Origin of the sequence: Bacillus sp. FSL K6-0069, from assembly GCF_038007785.1 — a bacterium.
Taxonomy (GTDB): domain Bacteria; phylum Bacillota; class Bacilli; order Bacillales; family Bacillaceae_G; genus Bacillus_A; species Bacillus_A mobilis.
Genome location: NZ_JBBOXN010000001.1, coordinates 2,964,239 through 2,983,944, shown reverse-complemented (window position 1 = coordinate 2,983,944; position 19,706 = coordinate 2,964,239). Strand labels below are relative to the sequence as shown.

Sequence of the window (19,706 nt, the reverse complement as noted above, 5' to 3'; positions counted from 1 at the left end):
TTTTTCTGCATTGGAATGAAATTGTACCAACTGTAGTGCTGAAAAGAATTGCAAGTACGGATACACACTATTTTCGTATCCGAAACAATAAAAAATAACGGGGGTAAAAATATGGTTAAAAGTTTATGGAACGAAACAAAGGAATCACAATTATCGCAAGGAGTAGACGAATTAGTGTATCGTTCGAATTTAATTGGAACAGACCGTGCAGTATGTAATTGGGGCGGCGGAAATACATCGGTAAAAACAGTGGAAAAAGATTTTCGCGGTCATGATGTAGAGGTCATGTGGGTGAAAGGAAGCGGATCTGATTTAGCGACTATGAAAGCACAAAACTTTACTGGTTTAAGAATGGAAGACATTCGTTTATTAATGGAGCGCGAAGAAATGCCAGATGAAGAAATGGTAGAGTACTTAGCGCATTGTATGATTGACAGCAAGCATCCGCGTGCGTCCATCGAAACATTATTGCATGCTTTCTTACCTTTTAAACATGTAGATCATACACATCCAGATGCTATTATTAGTCTTTGCTGCGCGCATAACGGAAGACAAATTGCCGAGGAGATTTACGGTAACCGTTTCGTTTGGGTTCCATATGTGCGCCCTGGATTTACGTTATCTAAAATGATTGCAGAAGGCGTGAAAAATAATCCAAATGCTGAACTAGTGTTAATGGAAAAACACGGCTTAGTCGTTTGGGGAGATACGGCGAAGGAAAGTTATGAAAAAACGATTGCTGTTATTAATGAGGCAGAACAATATATCAATGAGAGAGTGAATGAAAGTACTGTATTTGGAGGTCAAAAATACGAAGCACTTTCAGTAGAAGAGCGTAGAAGTATTCTTGCAAAAGTAATGCCGATTATTCGCGGGGCAGTTAGTGATGAAAAGAAAATGCTATTATCTTATGATGATGCAGATGAAGTACTTCAATTTGTAAACAGCCACAATGCACGAGAGCTTTCGCAAGTTGGGGCGGCTTGTCCAGATCATTTAGTTCATACAAAGCGCAGTCCTCTTTATATCGATTGGGATCCGCAAACGAAAGACACGGACGGATTAATAGAGAAAGTGAAAGCTGGTGTGGAAAGCTTTAAAGAAGAGTATAAAGCTTACTTTGAACGTAACAAATACGAAGGTGACAAAATGTTTGAATCTGCACCTCGCGTTATTTTAATTCCTGGTATCGGTATGGTGAATACTGGTAAAAATGTGGCGATGTCAAAAGTAAGTGGTGCGCTATATCATAGGGCGATTTCAGTAATGAAAGGTTCCACAACACTTGGACGCTTCGTTTCTCTAAATGAAAATGAATCTTACAATGTAGAGTACTGGCCGTTAGAGCTGTATAAATTATCGTTAGCACCAGCTGAAGCGGAATTTTCTCGCAAAGTTGCTTTTATTACAGGTGGTGCTGGCGGAATTGGAAGTGAAACAGGACGCTGCCTCGTTTCAGAAGGCGCACATGTAGTGCTTGCTGATTTGAACTTTGAAGGAGCAGAAAAAGTTGCGGCTGAAATTAACGAGAAGTATGGCGAAGATCGTGCGCTCGCGGTAAAAATGGATGTAACAAAAGAAGAAGAAGTGAAAGCGGCATTTGAACAGGCAGCACTTGCTTACGGAGGCATTGATTGTATCGTGAACAATGCAGGACTTGCGACATCTAGTCCATTTGATGAAACAACGCTTCAGGAATGGAATTTAAATATGAACGTGCTTGGAACGGGATACTTTTTAGTAGCACGTGAAGCGTTCAAGCAAATGAAACAGCAAGGAATTGGTGGGAATATGGTATTTGTCGGCTCAAAAAACTCTGTATATGCCGGGAAAAATGCTTCGGCATATAGCTCTGTAAAAGCACTCGAAACGCATTTAGCGAGATGTATTGCAGCTGAAGGCGGCGAGTATGGTATTCGTGTAAATTCAGTTCTTCCAGATGCGGTTCTGCAAGGATCAGCTATTTGGGGTTCAAAATGGCGCGAAGAACGTGCCGCGGCATACGGTATCGAGCCTGATCAGTTAGAGGAGCATTACCGTAAACGCACAACATTATTGGTTAATATTTATTCGAAAGACATCGCTGAATCGATTGCTTTCTTTGCTTCTTCAAAGGCGGATAAAACAACGGGATGTATGATTACGGTTGATGGTGGTGTAACAGCAGCATTTACTAGATAATCATGTCGCGTATATAACAAGAAGTATAATGGGCAAATGTTTTTTGCCTATTATACTTTCATATAAAAGAATAGCGAATTTCATGGGGAGAATAGAATAAGTCAATGCGTAGAAGGGGACATTTTACATTCGCTTTTCAAAAGGGGATGGAAATTTGAAACTTAAAAACTTATTAACAGGGGGATTGCTTTTCGGTACTTTATTATTCTCTTTAGGAAGCACGGGAGAGTTTAGTAAGGTAGAGGCAACATCACCTATTACAATTGAAACTCCAAAACCAGAAGGAAAGAAATTAACGCTTTGGTACAATCAGCCGGCAAAAGATTGGGAAAAACAAGCATTGCCAATCGGGAATGGTTATATGGGCGGAATGGTTTTTGGTGGAGTCCAGCAAGAACGTATTCAGTTTAATGAAAAAACACTTTGGACTGGCGGACCGAGCAGTACGAGTGAGTATACTTTCGGGAATCGTGATGGAGCAGCAAGTCATTTAGGGAGCATTAGAGAAAAGTTATCAAAAGGTGATAAATCAGGAGCAGAAAGGGAATCTTCACAATTTCTTACAGGTCTTCAAAAAGGGTTTGGTTCCTATCAAAATTTTGGAGATATATACTTAGATTTTAATATGCCAGATGCGTCTTCATTTTCCAATTATCGCAGAGAATTAAATGTGAATGAGGGAATTGCTACTGTTTCTTATAACTATAAAGATGTTCAATACAATAGAGAATATTTCACAAGTTATCCTGATCGCGTTATGGTCATGCGTTTAACGGCTAGTGAAGCGAAAAAGATTTCATTAGATGTTAGACCAACGAGTGCACAAGGAGGGGAAGTAACGTCCGTAGATAATAAAATCACGATGAAAGGACAAATCACGAATAATGGAATGAAATACGAAGCAGCATTCAAAGTACTGAATGAGGGCGGTACGTTAACAGCAGAGAATGGAAAAATAAAAGTAGCAAATGCAGATAGCGTAACAATTATTATGACTGCGGCAACTGATTATGAAAATAAATACCCTACTTATAAAGGAGAAGATCCACATCAAAAGGTTGAAAAAGTCATGTCTGCTATTTCGAAAAAGAGTTATGAGGTTTTAAAATATACGCATATTAAAGACTATCACTCTTTATTTAATCGTGTTTCTTTAAATTTAGGAGGGGAACAACCATCTGTTCCAACAAATGAACTACTAGCGTCTTACAGTAAAGAAAACAGTAAGTATTTAGAAGAACTATTCTTCCAATACGGAAGATATTTGCTTATTTCTTCTTCAAGACCAGGAACGCTTCCTGCAAATTTACAAGGTGTATGGAATAATTCGAACACACCACCGTGGGAAAGTGACTATCATTTCAATATTAACTTGCAAATGAATTATTGGCCGGCAGAAGTGACAAATCTGTCTGAAACAGCTGTGCCATTAATGGATTATGTGGATTCATTAAGAGAACCAGGAAGAGTTTCAGCTGAAAAACATTTCGGTGTTAAGGGCGGCGGATGGACCGTTAATACGATGAATAATCCATTTGGATTTACTGCGCCTGGCTGGGGATTAGGCTGGGGCTGGGCACCTAGTGCGAACGCCTTCATTGGTCAAAACGTTTGGGAACATTATAAATTTACAGATGATAAACAATACTTACAAGAAAAGATTTATCCGATTCTTAAAGAAGCAGCAGAGTTTCATAGTAAGTTTTTAGTGGAAGATCAAAATAAGAAGTTAGTTGTTTCTCCGTGCTGGTCTCCTGAGCTTGGTGGCATTTCTAATGGATGTGCCTTTGACCAACAGTTAGTATACGAGTTGTTTTCAAATGTAATTGAAGCGAGTGAAGTTTTACAGATTGATAATGTATTTCGAGATGAGTTAAAGGCGAAAAGGGATAAATTATTCCCGCCAATTCAAATTGGTAGATACGGTCAGGTGCAAGAGTGGAAGGATGATATAGACGATCCTGGTGAAACACACCGGCATATATCCCAGCTAGTGGCGCTATATCCTGGAAGTATGATTAATCACAAAACACCAGAATGGCTAGAGGCAGCTAAAGTTACTTTAAACCATCGTGGTGATGAGGGAACAGGCTGGAGTAAAGCGAACAAAATTAACTTATGGGCACGTTTATTAGATGGTGATCATGCTTATAAAATTTTGCAAGGGCAACTTACAGGAAGTACGCTCAGCAACTTATTTGATACGCATCCACCGTTTCAAATTGATGGAAACTTTGGCGCGACATCAGGAATTGCTGAAATGTTAATCCAAAGCCATACCGACTCTATTCAACTATTGCCTGCACTTCCGAAAGCTTGGAAGGACGGTTCTTACAAAGGACTAAGAGCACGCGGTGCATTTACAATTAATGCGGACTGGAAAAATGGTGTTCCTACAGTTATTCAGGTCACTTCTGATCACGGGAACGATGTAAAGTTAAAAAGTGCGATGTTCAATACACCATTTACTGTAACAAGAGTTGGGACGAATACACCGGTGCCATTTACGAAGGATGGCGATACGATTTCCTTTAAAACGGAAAAAGGTAAATCTTATAAAATTGAGTCTATGCTCAGTTTCGATTTAGAATCTACGAACAGTGTAACAGCAGGAAATACAGTGAAGGTAAAAGCTCATTTATCAAACTTTGGTACATTGAAATCTTCTTCTGGAGAAGTGGTTGTAAAGGCTCCTGAGAGCTGGAATGTGAAACCAATTAAAGTAGCTTTTGAAGGTATGGAACCAGGAGGATCTAAAACAATTGAGGCGGATTTACCTGTTCCAATTGATATAGTTGCTAACAAGTACGCCATTGAAGCGGAAGTAAATACAGATAGTGGAACGGTTAGTAAATCGAATCAAATAGAAGTAACTCCAGCAGTAAAGCTTATTTCGGCAAAGGTAGAACCAAATCCAATTATTGTTGAAGGTGGTTCTACTACATTAAAAGTAAAAGTTCAAAATGAAATAAAGGAAAAAGTGACACCTGGCAAAATTGAATTGCAATTACCAGAAGGATGGAATGCGCAGCCATCAACAACGGACTTTCAATTACCGGCAGGAGGAGAAGAAACGTATTCGTTTGTTATCACTCCGCCAACTCAGTTTAAAGGAATGAAAGAAGTTGGTGTCTCCGTAAAATTGGGGAATTCGGTCGTGACTTCAACGAAAGTGCAAGTCGCTTCTGGTGGTATTTATCTGAGTGACATTCCATGGGTAAAAGCAACTGCCGGATGGGCAACAGTTCAAAAAGATAAAAGTACCGATGGAAACCCAATTTCATTACTCGGAACGACAGGCCCGATTACGTATAAAAAAGGAATCGGAACGCATGCAAAATCAGAAGTTACCTATGATATATCAAAGGCAACTTACAAACAATTTAATTCTTATGTAGGAATTGATCAAGAACCTGGCGGTAAAGGCGGTTCGGTCGTGTTTAAAGTACTACTTGATGGAGCGGAAGTATTTAACAGCGGCACAATGTACTATAATACCCCGGCCAAATTTGTTGATGTTGATCTTACTGGTAAGAAAGAATTAAAACTAGTAGTCGACGATGCAGGTAACGGTATTGGAAACGATCATGCCGACTGGGGCGACGCTTGGTTGAGTTATAAATAAAGATAGGCTAACAATCTAAAAAAAACGCTATTCTTTCTGTAGAATGATAGGAAAGAATAGCGTTTTTGTATGTGTATTTTTACATTTGATGTATGTTACTTATTTGTTAGAGGAATTCAAGACGTCTTATCTAAAGTATTATATAAAGTTATATTTTTTGCCTACAGCTCGTAAATAACCGATAAAGTGATTTTTAACGATGAGGTGTTCAAAAAATGAAAATACAAATTGTATTGTTTGATGGTTTCGGAGAACTTGTCTCCTTTGCACCATTTGAAGTACTGAAAAGAGCAATAGACGAAGGGGCTCCATTTACGGTTGAACTCGTAGCAAGTGAACAAAAACAAGAGGTTACTACTTCGTTTGGAGTTACGATTACACTACATGATTTTTTACGAATGGATAATCGTCCAGATTTGTTAATTGTACCTGGTGGTGGCTGGAATCATAAAGCTGAGAACGGGGCACGAAAGGAAGCAGAGCTTGGTACTCTGACTAAAATGATTAGAGAGATGCACAACGAAGGAACGATTGTTGCGGGAGTTTGTACAGGAGGTATGTTACTAGCTGCATCCGGTATATTGAATAATAAAAAGGCGACAATGCATCATTTGGCGCAGAGTGAAATGAGTCAATATGGGGCAGAGCTTCTTCCTTACAGAATTGTGGATCAAGGAAATGTTATTACTGCAAGAGGAGTTACTTCAGGAGTTGACTTAGGTCTTTGGATTACGGAAAGGTTCGCAAGTCCTAAAATTGCGGCTGCTGTTGAATATAGAATGGAATACGAGCGGCGAGGTGTTGTTTGGAAGTGATTTGACTGTAATCATAGTTTTACAGATTTTAAAGAAAAAAAACCTACTCGTATGAGTGGGCTCTTTCGTTTATTATTAATTAGGTTGAATACAACCTAATATCACACATACGATAGACGTGTATTACAATTATTAAATTATATTAATTTCATAGGCGTGAAGAGGTAGTCTAACCATTAACTGAAATGATAAGCGTTGGGTGCTTTCTAACTCTCGTATTCTATACAAATCATTTACGAAAAAGGGATTTGGATAATTTTGTCGAATTTACTTATTCTGAAAAAACGATTTTGCATACAAACTAATTTACATCTAATAATTAGAGGAGATTGAAAATGAATCACTTTTTTGTAGAATTTGGCGAATATGAAGCAAGGGTTTGTGAATGGGGAGATAAAAGTAAACCTCAAATCATTTGTTTTCATGGTTTAGGAAGTACAAAATTAAGTTTTATCGAAATAGCGGAACTTTTACAGGATAAATATCATATTGTATCGTTTGATCTACCTGGACATGGGAAAACACCAAGTTTTGGGAAGGATGAAGATTACGGTGCATCTCATTTAACAAATTGGGTAGTAGCATTACTTGAGCGAATAGGAAAAGAAACATTTCATATAGTAGCACATTCATGGGGAGCAAGCGTTGCGCTTCACTATGCAGCAGAATGCCCAGAAAAAGTGAATAAAATGGTTTTGTTAGATGGTGGTTATCATCATGGTAAAATGAATGCAAATTATTTTGCGGAGCTATATAAAGGTGCGAAAGAAGGAGAGTGCCCACCTCGGTCATTAGAAGAAGAAATCACCCATTACGAGAAAGATTTTGATGAATATATTTTTGGCAGTAAAGAAGCATTCATCCAATCAGAAAAAATGGTTTACACTAGATGGTCACCATTAATAGAACATGCGGTTTATGATTTAATGAGAGAAGAAGATAATAAAGTGAAATGGCATGCTACTGGCGATACTGCTAGAAGTGTAATTAAGTTTCAATATACGGTGTATAAGACATTGAAATCGCATAAAATTAAAAACAATATTTTACTATTGTATTGTGATCTTCCAGATAATTATTTAGAAATAAGAGAATTGCAGATTGCGGAATTTAGGAAGCATATTAATATTACGACTAAACTTTATACAGATACAGGGCACCTAATGCATTGGGATAGACCGGAAGAGATTGCCGAGGATGTTTTACATTGGTTCATATAAAGAAGGTCCGTTGTTCGCATTTGAGCAACGGATTTTCTTTTGAAAGACTTAATGTAGTTGTTATAGCCAGTTCCTTGTAAATAGACATAATAAAACCTAGTTATAAGTTCAAAAGGTTGTAAGCCTAATATTCATGTATATCGGCTATACCTCATCACCATCAGGCTAATATTTTAAAGTTCCACTAAACAAAAATAGCACCAAAGTTCACTTTTACCGTTTTAGGGGTAACCTGTTCTGTTAAGTTGATGGATATGTGACGCTACCCCAATTCATTTTTTTACTTTTGTTTAATGTTTTTATTTAATTTTTCTTTTATTATCATCATGGAAACACGAATCTCATTAATCTCATTATCACTTAGTCCGTTAAACAATTGATTTATTTGTTCATCTGACTGAATATGAATTATATCTAGTAGTTCCTCTCCTTTTTTTGTCAAAAAGAGCAAGTTTTTTCTGTTGTCTTTTAGTGAGCTTCGTTTCTCTATTAATTCTTCCTTCTCAAATCTACGTAAAATTCTACTCATATAGCTTCTGTCAATATTAAGTTCTTGCACAAGAGTATTCGCAATACACTCTGTTCTTTCGCTTATTTCAAATAGTATTCGTGTTTCGGTTAATGAATAATCTGTATCTAGAATTTGATTATTAAATAAACCAAGTACCTTTGTATAGAATCGGTTGAATTGTCTGATGTCATAAATAATTTTTTTATCCATAGAGTCTCCTTTAGTTGACTAAGTCCACGTTTAATATTAATATAACTGTACCTTTAAAATGTGGACTTAGTCAACATTTAGAGGGGCCATTTTCAAAAATCTGTCGTAATCTTTAATAAAATTTAATTGAAGGAGATCGTATATGATGATTCGAGAAATGAAAAAAGAAGACAATGCAAGAGTAAAAGAAATTATACAAGATTCATTAAAATCACTTGGATTAGCGCTTCCTGGAACAGCTTATTTTGATCCTCAACTTAATGACCTACACCAATATTATAATAATCTAAAACATGCGAACTATTGGGTAGTGGAAATGGAAGGAGAAGTTGTTGGTGGAATTGGTATAGCACCGTTTAACGAACATGATAAAGTTTGCGAATTACAAAAGCTATACTTAAGTCCAAAAGCACAAGGTTTAGGGCTTTCCAAGAAACTAATGGAAACAGCTTTGTCATTTGCCTCTACACATTATGAAAAGTGCTATTTAGAAACAATGCATGAATTAAAAACTGCATGTCTATTATATGAAAAATTTGAATTTATACTTTTAAATGAACCCCTACCAGGTTCTGAACACTCTACTATGGATGCATGGTATATAAAATCTTTAAACGCCTCTATTTGAAAAGAAAGAGGAGGAGTTGAGCGAATACAAAACGATTTTTATAATTAAAGATTACTTTCCGTTACTGTTTCAAGCGAACAAATCACGTTTTAATAGGCTTCTTTAGTATGCCTACTTATCTATAAATTATTAGATGCGAAACAAGGATCGTTTCATATCTAGTAATTTACTTTGTTAGCTTGATGAGCATGCGGCTGTACCTATTATTAGAAAAAACGATATTTTGATGCAAAGTTATGGTGCAGGCAAGAGCATGAAAGTTCTATCGCCAATTCTTTTTTTGATATAATAGATGTGAAGCAGAAAATAGATAGAAAGATACTGCTAGTCATTTATATTTAAAATGTTGGGAGATTGAACAGAGTTATGGGGAATGAAAAAGAAATTAGTTCCGCTAAATTAATATGGAAGATGACGCGCCCGCATACATTAACGGCGACGTTTTCTCCTGTAATTTTAGGAACAGTAGCATCACTTTATGTTACAGACATTCATTGGCTTTTATTTATTGCGATGATGGTTGCATGTTTAGCATTGCAAATAGCAACGAACTTATTTAATGAGTACTATGATTTCAAACGTGGATTAGATACCGCTGATTCTGTTGGTATCGGTGGTGGAATTGTCCGTCATGGATTGAAACCGAAAAATGTGTTAACAGTTGCGCTTTTATTGTATGTAGTAGCAGCAATTATTGGAGTTTATATTTGTATGAATAGCAGCTGGTGGTTAGTCGTTATCGGTTTAATCGGGATGGCGGTTGGGTATTTATATACAGGTGGTCCATTACCAATTGCGTACACTCCATTTGGAGAATTAGTTTCTGGGTTGTTAATGGGGACATGTTTTGTACTTATCGCTTTCTTTATTCAAACGAATACGATAACAATTGAAAGTGTATTGATTTCCATTCCAATTGGAATTTTAGTAGGTGCAATTAACATGTCAAATAACATCCGAGATATCGAAGAAGATATTAAAGGTGGAAGAAAGACATTAGTAATCCTCCTTGGGAGAGAAAAAGCAATCGTAACACTAGCTGTAGCCTTTTTCGTTGCTTATGTATGGATCGCTGTGATTGTATTGATGGGTTATATAAGCCCTTGGGCATTAGTTATGTTCCTAGGTTTGAGAAAGCCAATCTCTGCCATTCAAAGTTTCCAAAAAGGAGCAAAGGATCCAGGATATATGCGCATCGCAATGAAATCAACAGCGATGACAAATACGATTTTCGGCTTCTTATTATCGGCAGGATTGTTAATCAGTTACTTGTTTTAAATAAAAAATATTATTACGTGACTAAACCCCAATTTTTCGATTTTAATATGGAGAGATTGGGGTTTTATTTTTATAGCGTGTATTTTCCCTTTTAATCAAAAGCAAACTTTAAAAACAAATAAAAATATCAAGCATGTGAGCATCAAGAACGGAAGTGCATGGAATATACATCTTTATCTTGATGGAAATGGGGCGGTACCCCTGGTTTTAAGTTGAAAAAATCCCCGGAAATAAACCTTTTATAAATATGATTATTTTATTTCGAGGGGCTCCTTATAAATCTTAGCTATATATTTTACAAAATCAATGACGGGATAGTGTATGAGTGAACGGTGCTGCGTAAAACGGATCCCTTCTTTTTCCATTTTCGAAATGAGTTGTTCAATTTCCAACTCTTTTTGTTGTATCCTATTATAATTTTGATATACAATGTTTTTCCATTGATAGGAAGAACCGTGAAAAAAATTCTCCCCTTTTACCCTGTGACTAAATATAATTTCTATTTTTTCTCTACGTTGTTTTTCCTTCATATGCGCTTCTGTTGACTGCATGTTTATCGCCTCTTCCCTTTTTTGTATACTGTTTCACAAAATTTGGTCTAACTCATCATAGCCAATGTGCATTAAGCTTGTTGGGAATTGTCGTTTAAGGCTATCTCATCAACTATATTTTTTTCAAGCGCTTAATCTAATATATTGGATTATAATCTTACGTCTAAATAAGTTGATAGTGTATATAAAACACTATCAATCTTTATTATAAAACGATTCTTTATAGGCATGCACCTTTTTACACTCACCAAAATTTACAACATGACGAGTATCTTTATCGATGAATGTTATTCTGTATTTACTGAGGTTAGTTTTTATTTTGACTAACTAACATATTGTTTGCCTCAATATCTATTTTATAAAAAAATAGATGTAACGGTCCCTCTTTTGATAAAAAAATCCTATGAAAATATAGCGCTCTTAAAGAGTTTTGTTACAAGTTTGTTATGTTTGATTTAAAAAAAGGAAAGTAATATTTATTTGTAGAAAATTTTTAAGGATAAAAATAAGCTGAATATTTATGGTAAGAAAAGGGGGCACTTATATGCTAACAAATGATTTAGATTTCCGATTAGAACCACGTTTAAAAGAACTGTATGAACAACATAAAATAAGAGCGCAGAAGATAGACTGGGGTTATCATGAGTTTTTACCATGGGATAAGGGAATGGACTTTAAAAGAGTTCCTTGGGATGAAAGTCAAGTTACTCTCCCTTCTGGTGTAATTACGGCCATTGAAACAGCTTTATTAACAGAAGTGAATTTACCATGGTTTACAACGTATTTATCTGCGACTTTTAAAGGCTCCCTTTCTGTTATTACAGACTTTATTCATACTTGGACCTCAGAAGAGGATCAACATTCGAATTTATTAGAGACATATTTACTACTCACTCGAAGTGTAAACCCTAAACGTATACATGAATTAAGAAAATCAGTCGTTGAGTGTGGATTTGAGCCTGATTTTCATACACCAATCGAAGCCATGACGTATACGACGCTACAAGAACTTGCAACAATGGTGTTTTACAATAATGTAGCTAAGGTGGCAAGTAAGCATGATCCAGATCTTGCTACATTATTACGCCGTCTTGCAAAAGATGAAACACTTCATTATGCGTTTTATCGAGACGTTATTCGAACACATTTAGAATTGGAACCAAATTATTGCTACCATATTGCCAATGTGATTAGGAATTTTAAAATGCCAGGTGCCGTCATGCCTGATTTTGAAAATAGAATGGCTGTGATTGCAAAAGAAGCAAACTATGGGCCACTACAATATTTTGATCAAGTACTTGATGTAGTGGTTGAGTATTGGGGGTTAAAAGACTTACGACCAATTGCCCCTCTAGCAGAAAAAGCAAGAATTGAGATTTTGGAGTATCATGTAAGATTGAAAAAAATACGGGATCGATTTGGCCGTTTTCAAGGAAAAACTGATCTACGTTAATGAGTAGAGATTTCAGAATATACGCGTGGGAATTCCCTTTTCTTTTATTTGAAATCTAGAACGCTCTCTATTATTTTGCGGCTGTTTTCCTTAATTTAACTTCCGAAGAAAAAAGTGATTGACATCAAAAATAAACTCATGATATTATTAAATATTTGATAAAAAATAACATATGTGTTAAGCTTGAGAAGGTTACCACATATGGAGGTGGGTTATATGTTTCAAATTGGCGATAACATTGTTTATCCAATGCACGGAGCAGGTATAATTGAAGCCATAGAAGAAAAAGAGTTCTCAGGGAAAAAGCAACTTTATTATGTCATAAAAATGTCCATTAGTAATATGCAAATCATGATTCCTAAAGGCAAAATATTGAGTTCGAATATACGCCCAGTTATTGATATACTTACATTAACGCGCATTATACACATTTTTCAGCATGGAGAATCAGGCGAATTAATGCCTTGGAAACAAAGGTATAAAGTAAACACAGATAAAATAAAAACGGGTGAAATACAAGAAGGTGCTGAAGTTATACGTGATTTAATCCGTATAAAGAAGGAAAAAGCACTGAATACAAGCGAAAAAAAATTGTTGGATGATGCATATAAATTTTTGGTCAGCGAGCTAGAATTAATTAAAGGAATCACTGAAAAACAAATAAAAAGTTTCTGTTGAGATTTATTATAAATACTGTATGACATCCCTCGGAAATATCCTGAATTTTCTGGGTATATGTTGATTATTAAAAGTAAAGTATTTCAAAGGTATTCAATTTCTTCAACTCACTTTTAGAGTAAATACCTCTTTTGTTACTACTTCAATCTAATCCATTTTTATTTTTAAATTTCTTTTACAAACGTTTGAAGTTTCATCAAATAACTCGATTAAATAGTCACTTGATTTTTACAATCCTGATTCACACTGGCACGGACAAGGAGCCGTAAGGATGAAAGAGAGGTAGGGCTTTCATTGTTTTAGGTAATATACTATCTAAGTCATTATTTCTAGAAGAAAAAACAATCAATCTCACCACTATCTGTAAGAGTCCTTATATCTACTGAGACGGTGAATAGTAATTGTTTATCTTCTTTACGTAAAATTGATAAACGAACTGGTAACACCATATGGTCAACTACAAAAAATTGGTTTCCAGACCAGGAAACCAATTTAAATTTTATTTACATACCAATAGTAAATTAAGCAGTAAGAAGGAGACACACATGAAAAAAATGTTAACAAAAGAATTAAGTAATGAATTAAAGAAGCGAGAAGGGATCATCTCTATTACAGTTGAGTCTTATGAAAAAATCGAAGTTGGTGGAATTCGTGTAGATGGACCAGCTATTATTCTAATTAATCAAGAATAGGTAAAAATAGTTGCATACAAGGAGAAAAGGATCGGCCTTTAAGAGAAGGGGGATCCTTTTTGCTTATTGCAGCTAATATGGGATATACATAACTTTTATCTGATTTGTTGGGATTAAAAGGAAGGAGAGGGTCGGGATTATCATGGTGGAGAGCTTAATATTGGTAGGATTTCTTTTTACGTTATATAAATTAGTTGATAAAAAACAAACTAATTATTTAAAACGATAGATTGTTTCCTTTTTAAGGGCTAGATTTATTTGAGAGTGAAATGGATTATTTAAAGGAGGAATTTAGATGGATGCAAGGAAAGAACGCATAAAATACGAGAAGATGTCAAAGAATTATGATCGTATTTATTTAGTTTCGTTTATCCTATTAATTGTACTTGTTTGTAGTAGTGTGATTATCATAGGAGCTACAGGGGGGAAATATGGAGTGTTTTTATTGCTAGCAATTTTACTTAACGCACGTATTACGAAAGAATCTCAAAAAAAGTATGAGTACTATTCTAATAAAGGGCGTATTTAAAATGATACATATCTTGAAAGGAACAACTTAGATGTACATTCAAAATATCCTTATATCATCACCTATTAACTAGTAAAAGTAACTTTATATAAATAATTTTTTAGCAATTTAGCAATAGAAACCGTATCTTATTAAAATGTTATTTTCGTTCATATAATGAATTATCCTTCTAGCATATTTATAAGATTTACATCATATATTAGGAGAAAGAATGCGAGTTAGAAAGGAGTCTTATAGAATGAGTTATTTGGAGGGAAATGACTTTAGTAAACAAAATATGGTAAGTGTGTCTAATCCCTATGTATATCAGACATTACAATCAGTAATTGGTAAACATGTGGTTATTGAAACTGTAAGAGGAAATATAAGAGGTAAATTAAAGGATGTGAAACCCGATCATTTGCTCATTGAAGATACGGTGCCATATATTGTATGTATTCAACAAATTGTATGGATTATGCCAAAACAATAATCAAATTACATGTAATTTGATTTATAACAGATTAGCGTCATAGAGCATCAAATAAAAACACAGGGTTTTATCTCTGTGTTTCTTCAAATTTTCGTTTTTGGATATATGCTTGAGCATGGATAATTTCTTTCTGAAGTTCTTTTAATTCTTTCGTAGATCCAGATTCAACCCTCATGTACGTAGTAACTAGACTATTCATCATATCCATCTTCTCTACTATATTTTGAATGACCTGTTCAGATTGCTCTTTTTTAGGGTGTTGTATTGCTATTAAAGCATTTTCTATATAATTGTTTTTTCGTTGCTGGATATCATAAATAAACTGTTTTGTGTTTGAGTTCATTTGTTATTCCTCCGTTTTGGATATACTTCTATTCTATCATATTTAAATGTAAAATATTTGATTATCCTAAATTCACACCTGTCCAGGTTTTAAGGTATTCATAATGTGTTCTAAATCAACTTTGATGTACTGAGACTGTTTTTTTACTGTTCCATTTCGAAAGTATTCAGGAAACTCATTTTTGATATACACCATATTATTTAGTTTAAGTCGCGATATCATAGTATTTCTTTTGGTTTTTTATTTGATTCAAATTCATTCCAATTACAAAATTACAAAACCATATAGTCCTCCTATTTTATTAGCAAGAGAAAAACGGTTAATAGAAAGCCGATATTCTTCCGCTGTTAATGTATCAACTGCAGGCACATTAACGAGTAGTGGCATCCATGTACATTTCCCTTCTCGTACAATAACTATAGATGGAGAAGATATAAATTTGACGCATACAGAATTTGAAATAGCATCGTATCTCATGCAAAATCAAGGGATCGTAATTTCGAGAGAACAACTAATTAATAAAATTTGGGGTTATGAATTCGCTGGGGATGATCGCACTGTTAATAGGCATATTCGTAATTTGCGTCATAAATTAGGACAAAAGGCAGCTTGTATTGTAACTGTTGTACGAGCTGGTTATAAATTTGAGGGACAAGTATGAAAAAAGGAATTGTATTAAAGTTATTTATATTAACAACAGCATTATGCACACTTATTTTAGTAACTATTTTTATTGGACAAACTATATTTTTTAAGCAATACTACGCAAATCGAAAAGTGAATGATATTAAAACAAATATTCAATCCTTTGAAAAAGCATATGTAAAAGCTGGGGATGACGCGAAAGCAATTCAAGAATTGGAACAAAATTTCTATCAAGAGAATGCGACATGGATTACAACGTTAGATCGTGCAGGTAATATAAAATATGCAAATGATTTCTCTTTAGAAATTCAATTAGACCCTAGCGAAAATAAGAGATTTTCTGAACGTTCCATTCACATACCGTTGTATAGTTTTATCAATTTAGAAGATATAGAAAGGATGAAATATAGTTTAGAACAAGGGAGCCATATTATTATCGATGGAGTACAGAAGGGGGATATAGCAGTCCCTGCGATGTTAACGATAAAAGAGAAAAATGTTGGGCTGGAGAACAAGCAACTGTCAGAAAGATTGTATGGGCCAAAAGCTGTATCTTCAAAAGAAAGTTCACAATTATATTTAGCAGGAAGCATTCAGAACGTGGAATTACCAGAGGGGGCTGTAGGAACGAACTTTATATATGGAAATCGTGTGCTTATAGATAGAATAAAGCAATTTCAGGTTGATTTATTATTGAATCAAAAATCTAATGATGCTACTTCTACAGAAATAATGGATTACGAAGAAAATAATATTAAATATAAGCTATTAATCAAACCAACAACAGCTACAGATGGTGAGATAAACTATATTTTTGCTATGACATCATTGCAACCAGTTAATGAAGCAGTACAAATGATAAAGGATTATTATGTATATTTAATTATCTTTGTACTAATTTTAATTGTGTTGATATCGTTCTATTACTCAAAAAAATAGCCAAACCATTATTACAAATAAATAACACTACCAAAAAAATTGCAGGTTTAGATTTCTCTGAGACGATACCTATTACTACAAACGATGAAATAGGTGATTTATCACAAAATATTAATACGCTTTCTACAGCTTTGCATTCGTATATTCATCAATTGCAGCAAGATATAGAAAAAGAAAAGCAATTAGAAAATACACGTAAAGAATTTATCGCGGGTGTTTCACATGAGTTAAAAACACCTTTAAGTATTATGAAGAGCTGCATTTCAATTTTGGAAGATGATGTTGCTAGTAATAAAAAGGAGTATTACTTTAAAGCAATGTCCAAAGAAGTAGATAAAATGGATATGCTCATTATAGATATGCTGGAGTTAGCAAAATTCGAATCTGGTACGTATAAAATGGAAATAGATGTCTTTCATATTGATGAGATGATTGATTATATATGTGAGCAATTAACCTCGGATATAACAGCTAAGCAATTACATGTTCATAAACAACTTTCTAAAATTGAGGTTGTTGCAAACCAACATCGCATAGAACAAGTTATAACGAATTTTATTACGAATGCGATTCGCTATACACCAGAGCAGGAGAATATTATTATTTCTACAATAGAAGAGAATGAACGTGTAAAAGTATGTGTAGAAAATAAAGGTGCACATATTGAACTAGAACATTTAGAAAAAATATGGGATCGTTTTTATCGTGGAGATACGTCTCGTCAACGCTCCAAAGGTGGAACAGGATTAGGCCTTGCTATTTCAAAGAATATATTAGAGTTGCATGGTGCGGAATATGGTGTTTCGAATACAGAAGATGGAGTATTATTTTATTTCTATTTAAATAAAAACGTGTAGAATTTTTGTTCTACACGTTTTTATCATTTTTAAATGAAATCGACATTATCTGCATTTTATCTTTATCCATCTCTATTAATCTATTTATTGTAAACACCGGTTGAAACTAATAATTCAGCCTTACAAATAATGAATATGAAAATTAATAGGGAAAGGATCGGAAAATCATGAAAGAATCGAAAAATAAGAAAAAAACAAGTGTAGTAACGAAGGCAATCATATCTTTAGGAGTTGTTTTAGCAACGACCTTTTTCACATTCTTCTTAATTGGGAAATGGAACTCTACTCCAGCGAAGGGAGTAGCTAATGAAAGTAGTAATCAAGTTAGTACGCAACAACAAGAAAAGAAAAAGGAAACACCACCAGCAAAACAGAAAAGACCTGATGGAAAACCGGTAGGAAAAGTTGTGTATTTAACATTCGATGACGGTCCTAGCGAATTAACTGGGAAATTTTTAGATGTACTAAAAGAGCAAAATGTTGCCTCGACATTTTTTATGCAAGGTAGCAATTTACAAAATACAGGTTTTCAGGAAAATGTAAAACGAGCAGTAAAAGAAGGGCATTATATTGGTGCACATAGTATGACACATAATAGTCAGAAGTTATACAAAAAAGGACAATTTGTACCAGAGATGAAAGAAACGTTAGCTCTTATCCACAATATTACAGGTATAACGCCTAAACTAGTCCGTCCGCCATATGGATCTGCACCAGGATTAAAGGGAGAGGAAATTCGTAATCAAATTGTAGAAGCAGGGATAAAAGTTTGGGATTGGACAATAGACTCAAATGATTGGAAGTTAAAAGATAATCCAGCTCAGATTATAGAAGATGTAAAGAAACAAACAACAGAAGAAGTAGAAGTTGTTTTAATGCATGAAAAGGCGCAAACATTACAAGCACTTCCTGAAATTATTAAATTTTATAAAGAGCAAGGATATGAATTTGGGGTATATAATGACGAGGATCATTTTCGTTTAAACTTCCAGAAAGATCAACGTCTATAGTATAAACATAATTATCTTAAAAAGTTTTTTTACTACTAAATCAATAATTAAGCCAAAAGTCGATTTCCTATACGATAAAGAAATCGGCTTTTTTTATGAAATTTTGCTTCGTGAATGAAGCTTGTGCTTTAAGGTGAATATATTGACCTTATTTTCAAATGACATTCGTATCACAAACTATTTATAAAGGGATAGCGCCACACCTAGTAAGCTGATAAAAACAAAAGGAACTGAATTCTTAAATCGATGGGTATGTGGTGGTACGCGACTTATAAATATAATGAGGGAAATAGTGTGACATGAAAGAAGAAACAAGGTCTAAATTATATAAGAGTGTGTACCTTTTTTAGAGAACAGTGTTTTCCTAAAATACATATTAAAATAGGGGGGGTATAATAAAAGGAGTTCATTACCTGCTATATACAGGTGATGAACTCCTTTTTAACCCCTTGGTATAAAATTATACTTTCAATTAATAAATATATGGGAGCCTAGTAAATAAAGATCATAAAATAATTCATTATTAGCTAGCTGCATCAGGTTGTTTCATATTAAATAATTCATCCCAATTGTTAATATTATTTGCCTCTAAAATTACTCCGTATTTATCAACTATCATAGCTTTAGGAGCTTGCCGGATATTATAGTCTGCTATAATTTTATCTGAATGGACATATGAAATGTTATTTTGGGTGAGTATTTCAATATATTTATCTTCTATTTTTCCTAGACTGATAAATAATAAATTTTTATAAATGGGTAATTCAGGTGTATATTTAATAGCAGTTATTAATTGCTTACAAGTAGAACAAGAAGCAGATATAAATATTATGGTTATGGGTTTTTTCATAGCTGCGTTTATCTGTATATCGTGATTGAATTGGTCTTTTATTCTAAAAGGAATAGCTGAAGATCCTTTTTGAATTTTTTGTTTAAAACTAATACTTTCTATCTTATATAGCTTAGTCACAAAAAATTTTAAAGTGTTATATAATTTGTAGAGAATTATACTTTCAACCAATACTAATATGAATAGAAAAATAATGTTAATTAACCAGTATGTATTCAT

The 19,706-nt window shown here is 34.3% G+C and carries 16 protein-coding genes and 2 pseudogenes; 14 read left to right on the top strand and 4 right to left on the bottom strand.

Annotated elements, in window-relative coordinates; genetic code table 11:
• Positions 1 to 111 precede the first annotated feature (111 nt).
• The 4 genes from MHB74_RS15295 to MHB74_RS15280 all read left to right on the top strand — a co-directional run bounded on the left by MHB74_RS15295 (position 112) and on the right by MHB74_RS15280 (position 7,841).
• Positions 112 to 2,181: a bifunctional aldolase/short-chain dehydrogenase gene (locus tag MHB74_RS15295; protein ID WP_061678330.1), complete on the top strand. Its 2,070-nt coding sequence runs from the start codon at positions 112 to 114 to the stop codon at positions 2,179 to 2,181.
• A 154-nt stretch (positions 2,182 to 2,335) separates the two neighbouring features.
• Complete coding sequence (locus tag MHB74_RS15290) at positions 2,336 to 5,806, top strand: glycosyl hydrolase family 95 catalytic domain-containing protein (protein ID WP_061678331.1); 3,471 nt, start codon at positions 2,336 to 2,338, stop codon at positions 5,804 to 5,806.
• A 215-nt stretch (positions 5,807 to 6,021) separates the two neighbouring features.
• Positions 6,022 to 6,621, top strand: a complete 600-nt coding sequence (locus MHB74_RS15285) for a DJ-1/PfpI family protein (RefSeq protein ID WP_061678332.1) — start codon at positions 6,022 to 6,024, stop codon at positions 6,619 to 6,621.
• Between the two features lie 335 nt (positions 6,622 to 6,956).
• A complete protein-coding gene (locus MHB74_RS15280; protein WP_061678333.1) occupies positions 6,957 to 7,841 on the top strand; it encodes an alpha/beta fold hydrolase in 885 nt (294 codons plus the stop codon).
• A 280-nt stretch (positions 7,842 to 8,121) separates the two neighbouring features.
• Here the strand turns inward: MHB74_RS15280 and MHB74_RS15275 are convergent, their stop codons facing one another.
• Positions 8,122 to 8,562, bottom strand: a complete 441-nt coding sequence (locus MHB74_RS15275) for a MarR family winged helix-turn-helix transcriptional regulator (protein WP_061678334.1) — start codon at positions 8,560 to 8,562, stop codon at positions 8,122 to 8,124.
• 142 nt (positions 8,563 to 8,704) lie between these two features.
• Between MHB74_RS15275 and MHB74_RS15270 the strand changes: the two genes are divergently transcribed.
• Both MHB74_RS15270 and menA read left to right on the top strand, forming a co-directional pair.
• The gene (locus tag MHB74_RS15270; protein WP_061678335.1) at positions 8,705 to 9,190 is read left to right on the top strand and encodes a GNAT family N-acetyltransferase; all 486 of its coding nucleotides are present in this window, start codon (positions 8,705 to 8,707) and stop codon (positions 9,188 to 9,190) included.
• Between the two features lie 366 nt (positions 9,191 to 9,556).
• A complete protein-coding gene (gene menA, locus MHB74_RS15265) occupies positions 9,557 to 10,468 on the top strand; it encodes a 1,4-dihydroxy-2-naphthoate polyprenyltransferase (RefSeq protein ID WP_061678336.1) in 912 nt (303 codons plus the stop codon).
• Positions 10,469 to 10,719: 251 nt separating this feature from the next.
• Here the strand turns inward: menA and MHB74_RS15260 are convergent, their stop codons facing one another.
• Complete coding sequence (locus MHB74_RS15260) at positions 10,720 to 11,019, bottom strand: hypothetical protein (protein ID WP_001191994.1); 300 nt, start codon at positions 11,017 to 11,019, stop codon at positions 10,720 to 10,722.
• A gap of 544 nt (positions 11,020 to 11,563) precedes the next feature.
• Between MHB74_RS15260 and MHB74_RS15255 the strand changes: the two genes are divergently transcribed.
• From MHB74_RS15255 to MHB74_RS15235, 5 genes are all read left to right on the top strand, one after another.
• Entirely contained in the window at positions 11,564 to 12,472 is a 909-nt protein-coding gene (locus MHB74_RS15255) for an acyl-ACP desaturase (RefSeq protein WP_061678337.1), read from the top strand.
• Between the two features lie 216 nt (positions 12,473 to 12,688).
• Positions 12,689 to 13,150 carry a CarD family transcriptional regulator gene (locus MHB74_RS15250; RefSeq protein ID WP_000486298.1) on the top strand — a complete coding sequence of 154 codons (462 nt, stop codon included), beginning with the start codon at positions 12,689 to 12,691 and terminating at the stop codon, positions 13,148 to 13,150.
• 545 nt (positions 13,151 to 13,695) lie between these two features.
• Positions 13,696 to 13,842 (top strand): BC1881 family protein, encoded by a 147-nt coding sequence (locus tag MHB74_RS15245; RefSeq protein WP_000738548.1) that lies wholly within the window; start codon positions 13,696 to 13,698, stop codon positions 13,840 to 13,842.
• A 295-nt stretch (positions 13,843 to 14,137) separates the two neighbouring features.
• Positions 14,138 to 14,371 (top strand): hypothetical protein, encoded by a 234-nt coding sequence (locus MHB74_RS15240; RefSeq protein WP_000340034.1) that lies wholly within the window; start codon positions 14,138 to 14,140, stop codon positions 14,369 to 14,371.
• 238 nt (positions 14,372 to 14,609) lie between these two features.
• Entirely contained in the window at positions 14,610 to 14,843 is a 234-nt protein-coding gene (locus MHB74_RS15235; protein ID WP_061678338.1) for a YuzF family protein, read from the top strand.
• 67 nt (positions 14,844 to 14,910) lie between these two features.
• Here MHB74_RS15235 and MHB74_RS15230 read toward each other — a convergent pair whose 3' ends face one another.
• On the bottom strand, positions 14,911 to 15,186 hold the full coding sequence (locus MHB74_RS15230) for a hypothetical protein (protein WP_061678339.1): 276 nt from the start codon (positions 15,184 to 15,186) through the stop codon (positions 14,911 to 14,913).
• A gap of 271 nt (positions 15,187 to 15,457) precedes the next feature.
• Here MHB74_RS15230 and MHB74_RS15225 point away from each other — a divergent pair.
• The 3 genes and pseudogenes from MHB74_RS15225 to MHB74_RS15215 form a co-directional block, all read left to right on the top strand.
• A pseudogene (locus tag MHB74_RS15225) lies at positions 15,458 to 15,847 on the top strand (winged helix-turn-helix domain-containing protein); the annotation flags it as partial.
• Positions 15,844 to 17,627: pseudogene (locus MHB74_RS15220) on the top strand (sensor histidine kinase). The pseudogenes MHB74_RS15225 and MHB74_RS15220, both read left to right, overlap by 4 nt.
• A 167-nt stretch (positions 17,628 to 17,794) precedes the next feature.
• Entirely contained in the window at positions 17,795 to 18,637 is an 843-nt protein-coding gene (locus MHB74_RS15215) for a polysaccharide deacetylase family protein (protein ID WP_061678340.1), read from the top strand.
• 523 nt (positions 18,638 to 19,160) lie between these two features.
• On the opposite strand, the gene MHB74_RS15210 is transcribed toward MHB74_RS15215, so the two are convergent.
• On the bottom strand, positions 19,161 to 19,706 hold the full coding sequence (locus tag MHB74_RS15210) for a hypothetical protein (RefSeq protein ID WP_061678341.1): 546 nt from the start codon (positions 19,704 to 19,706) through the stop codon (positions 19,161 to 19,163).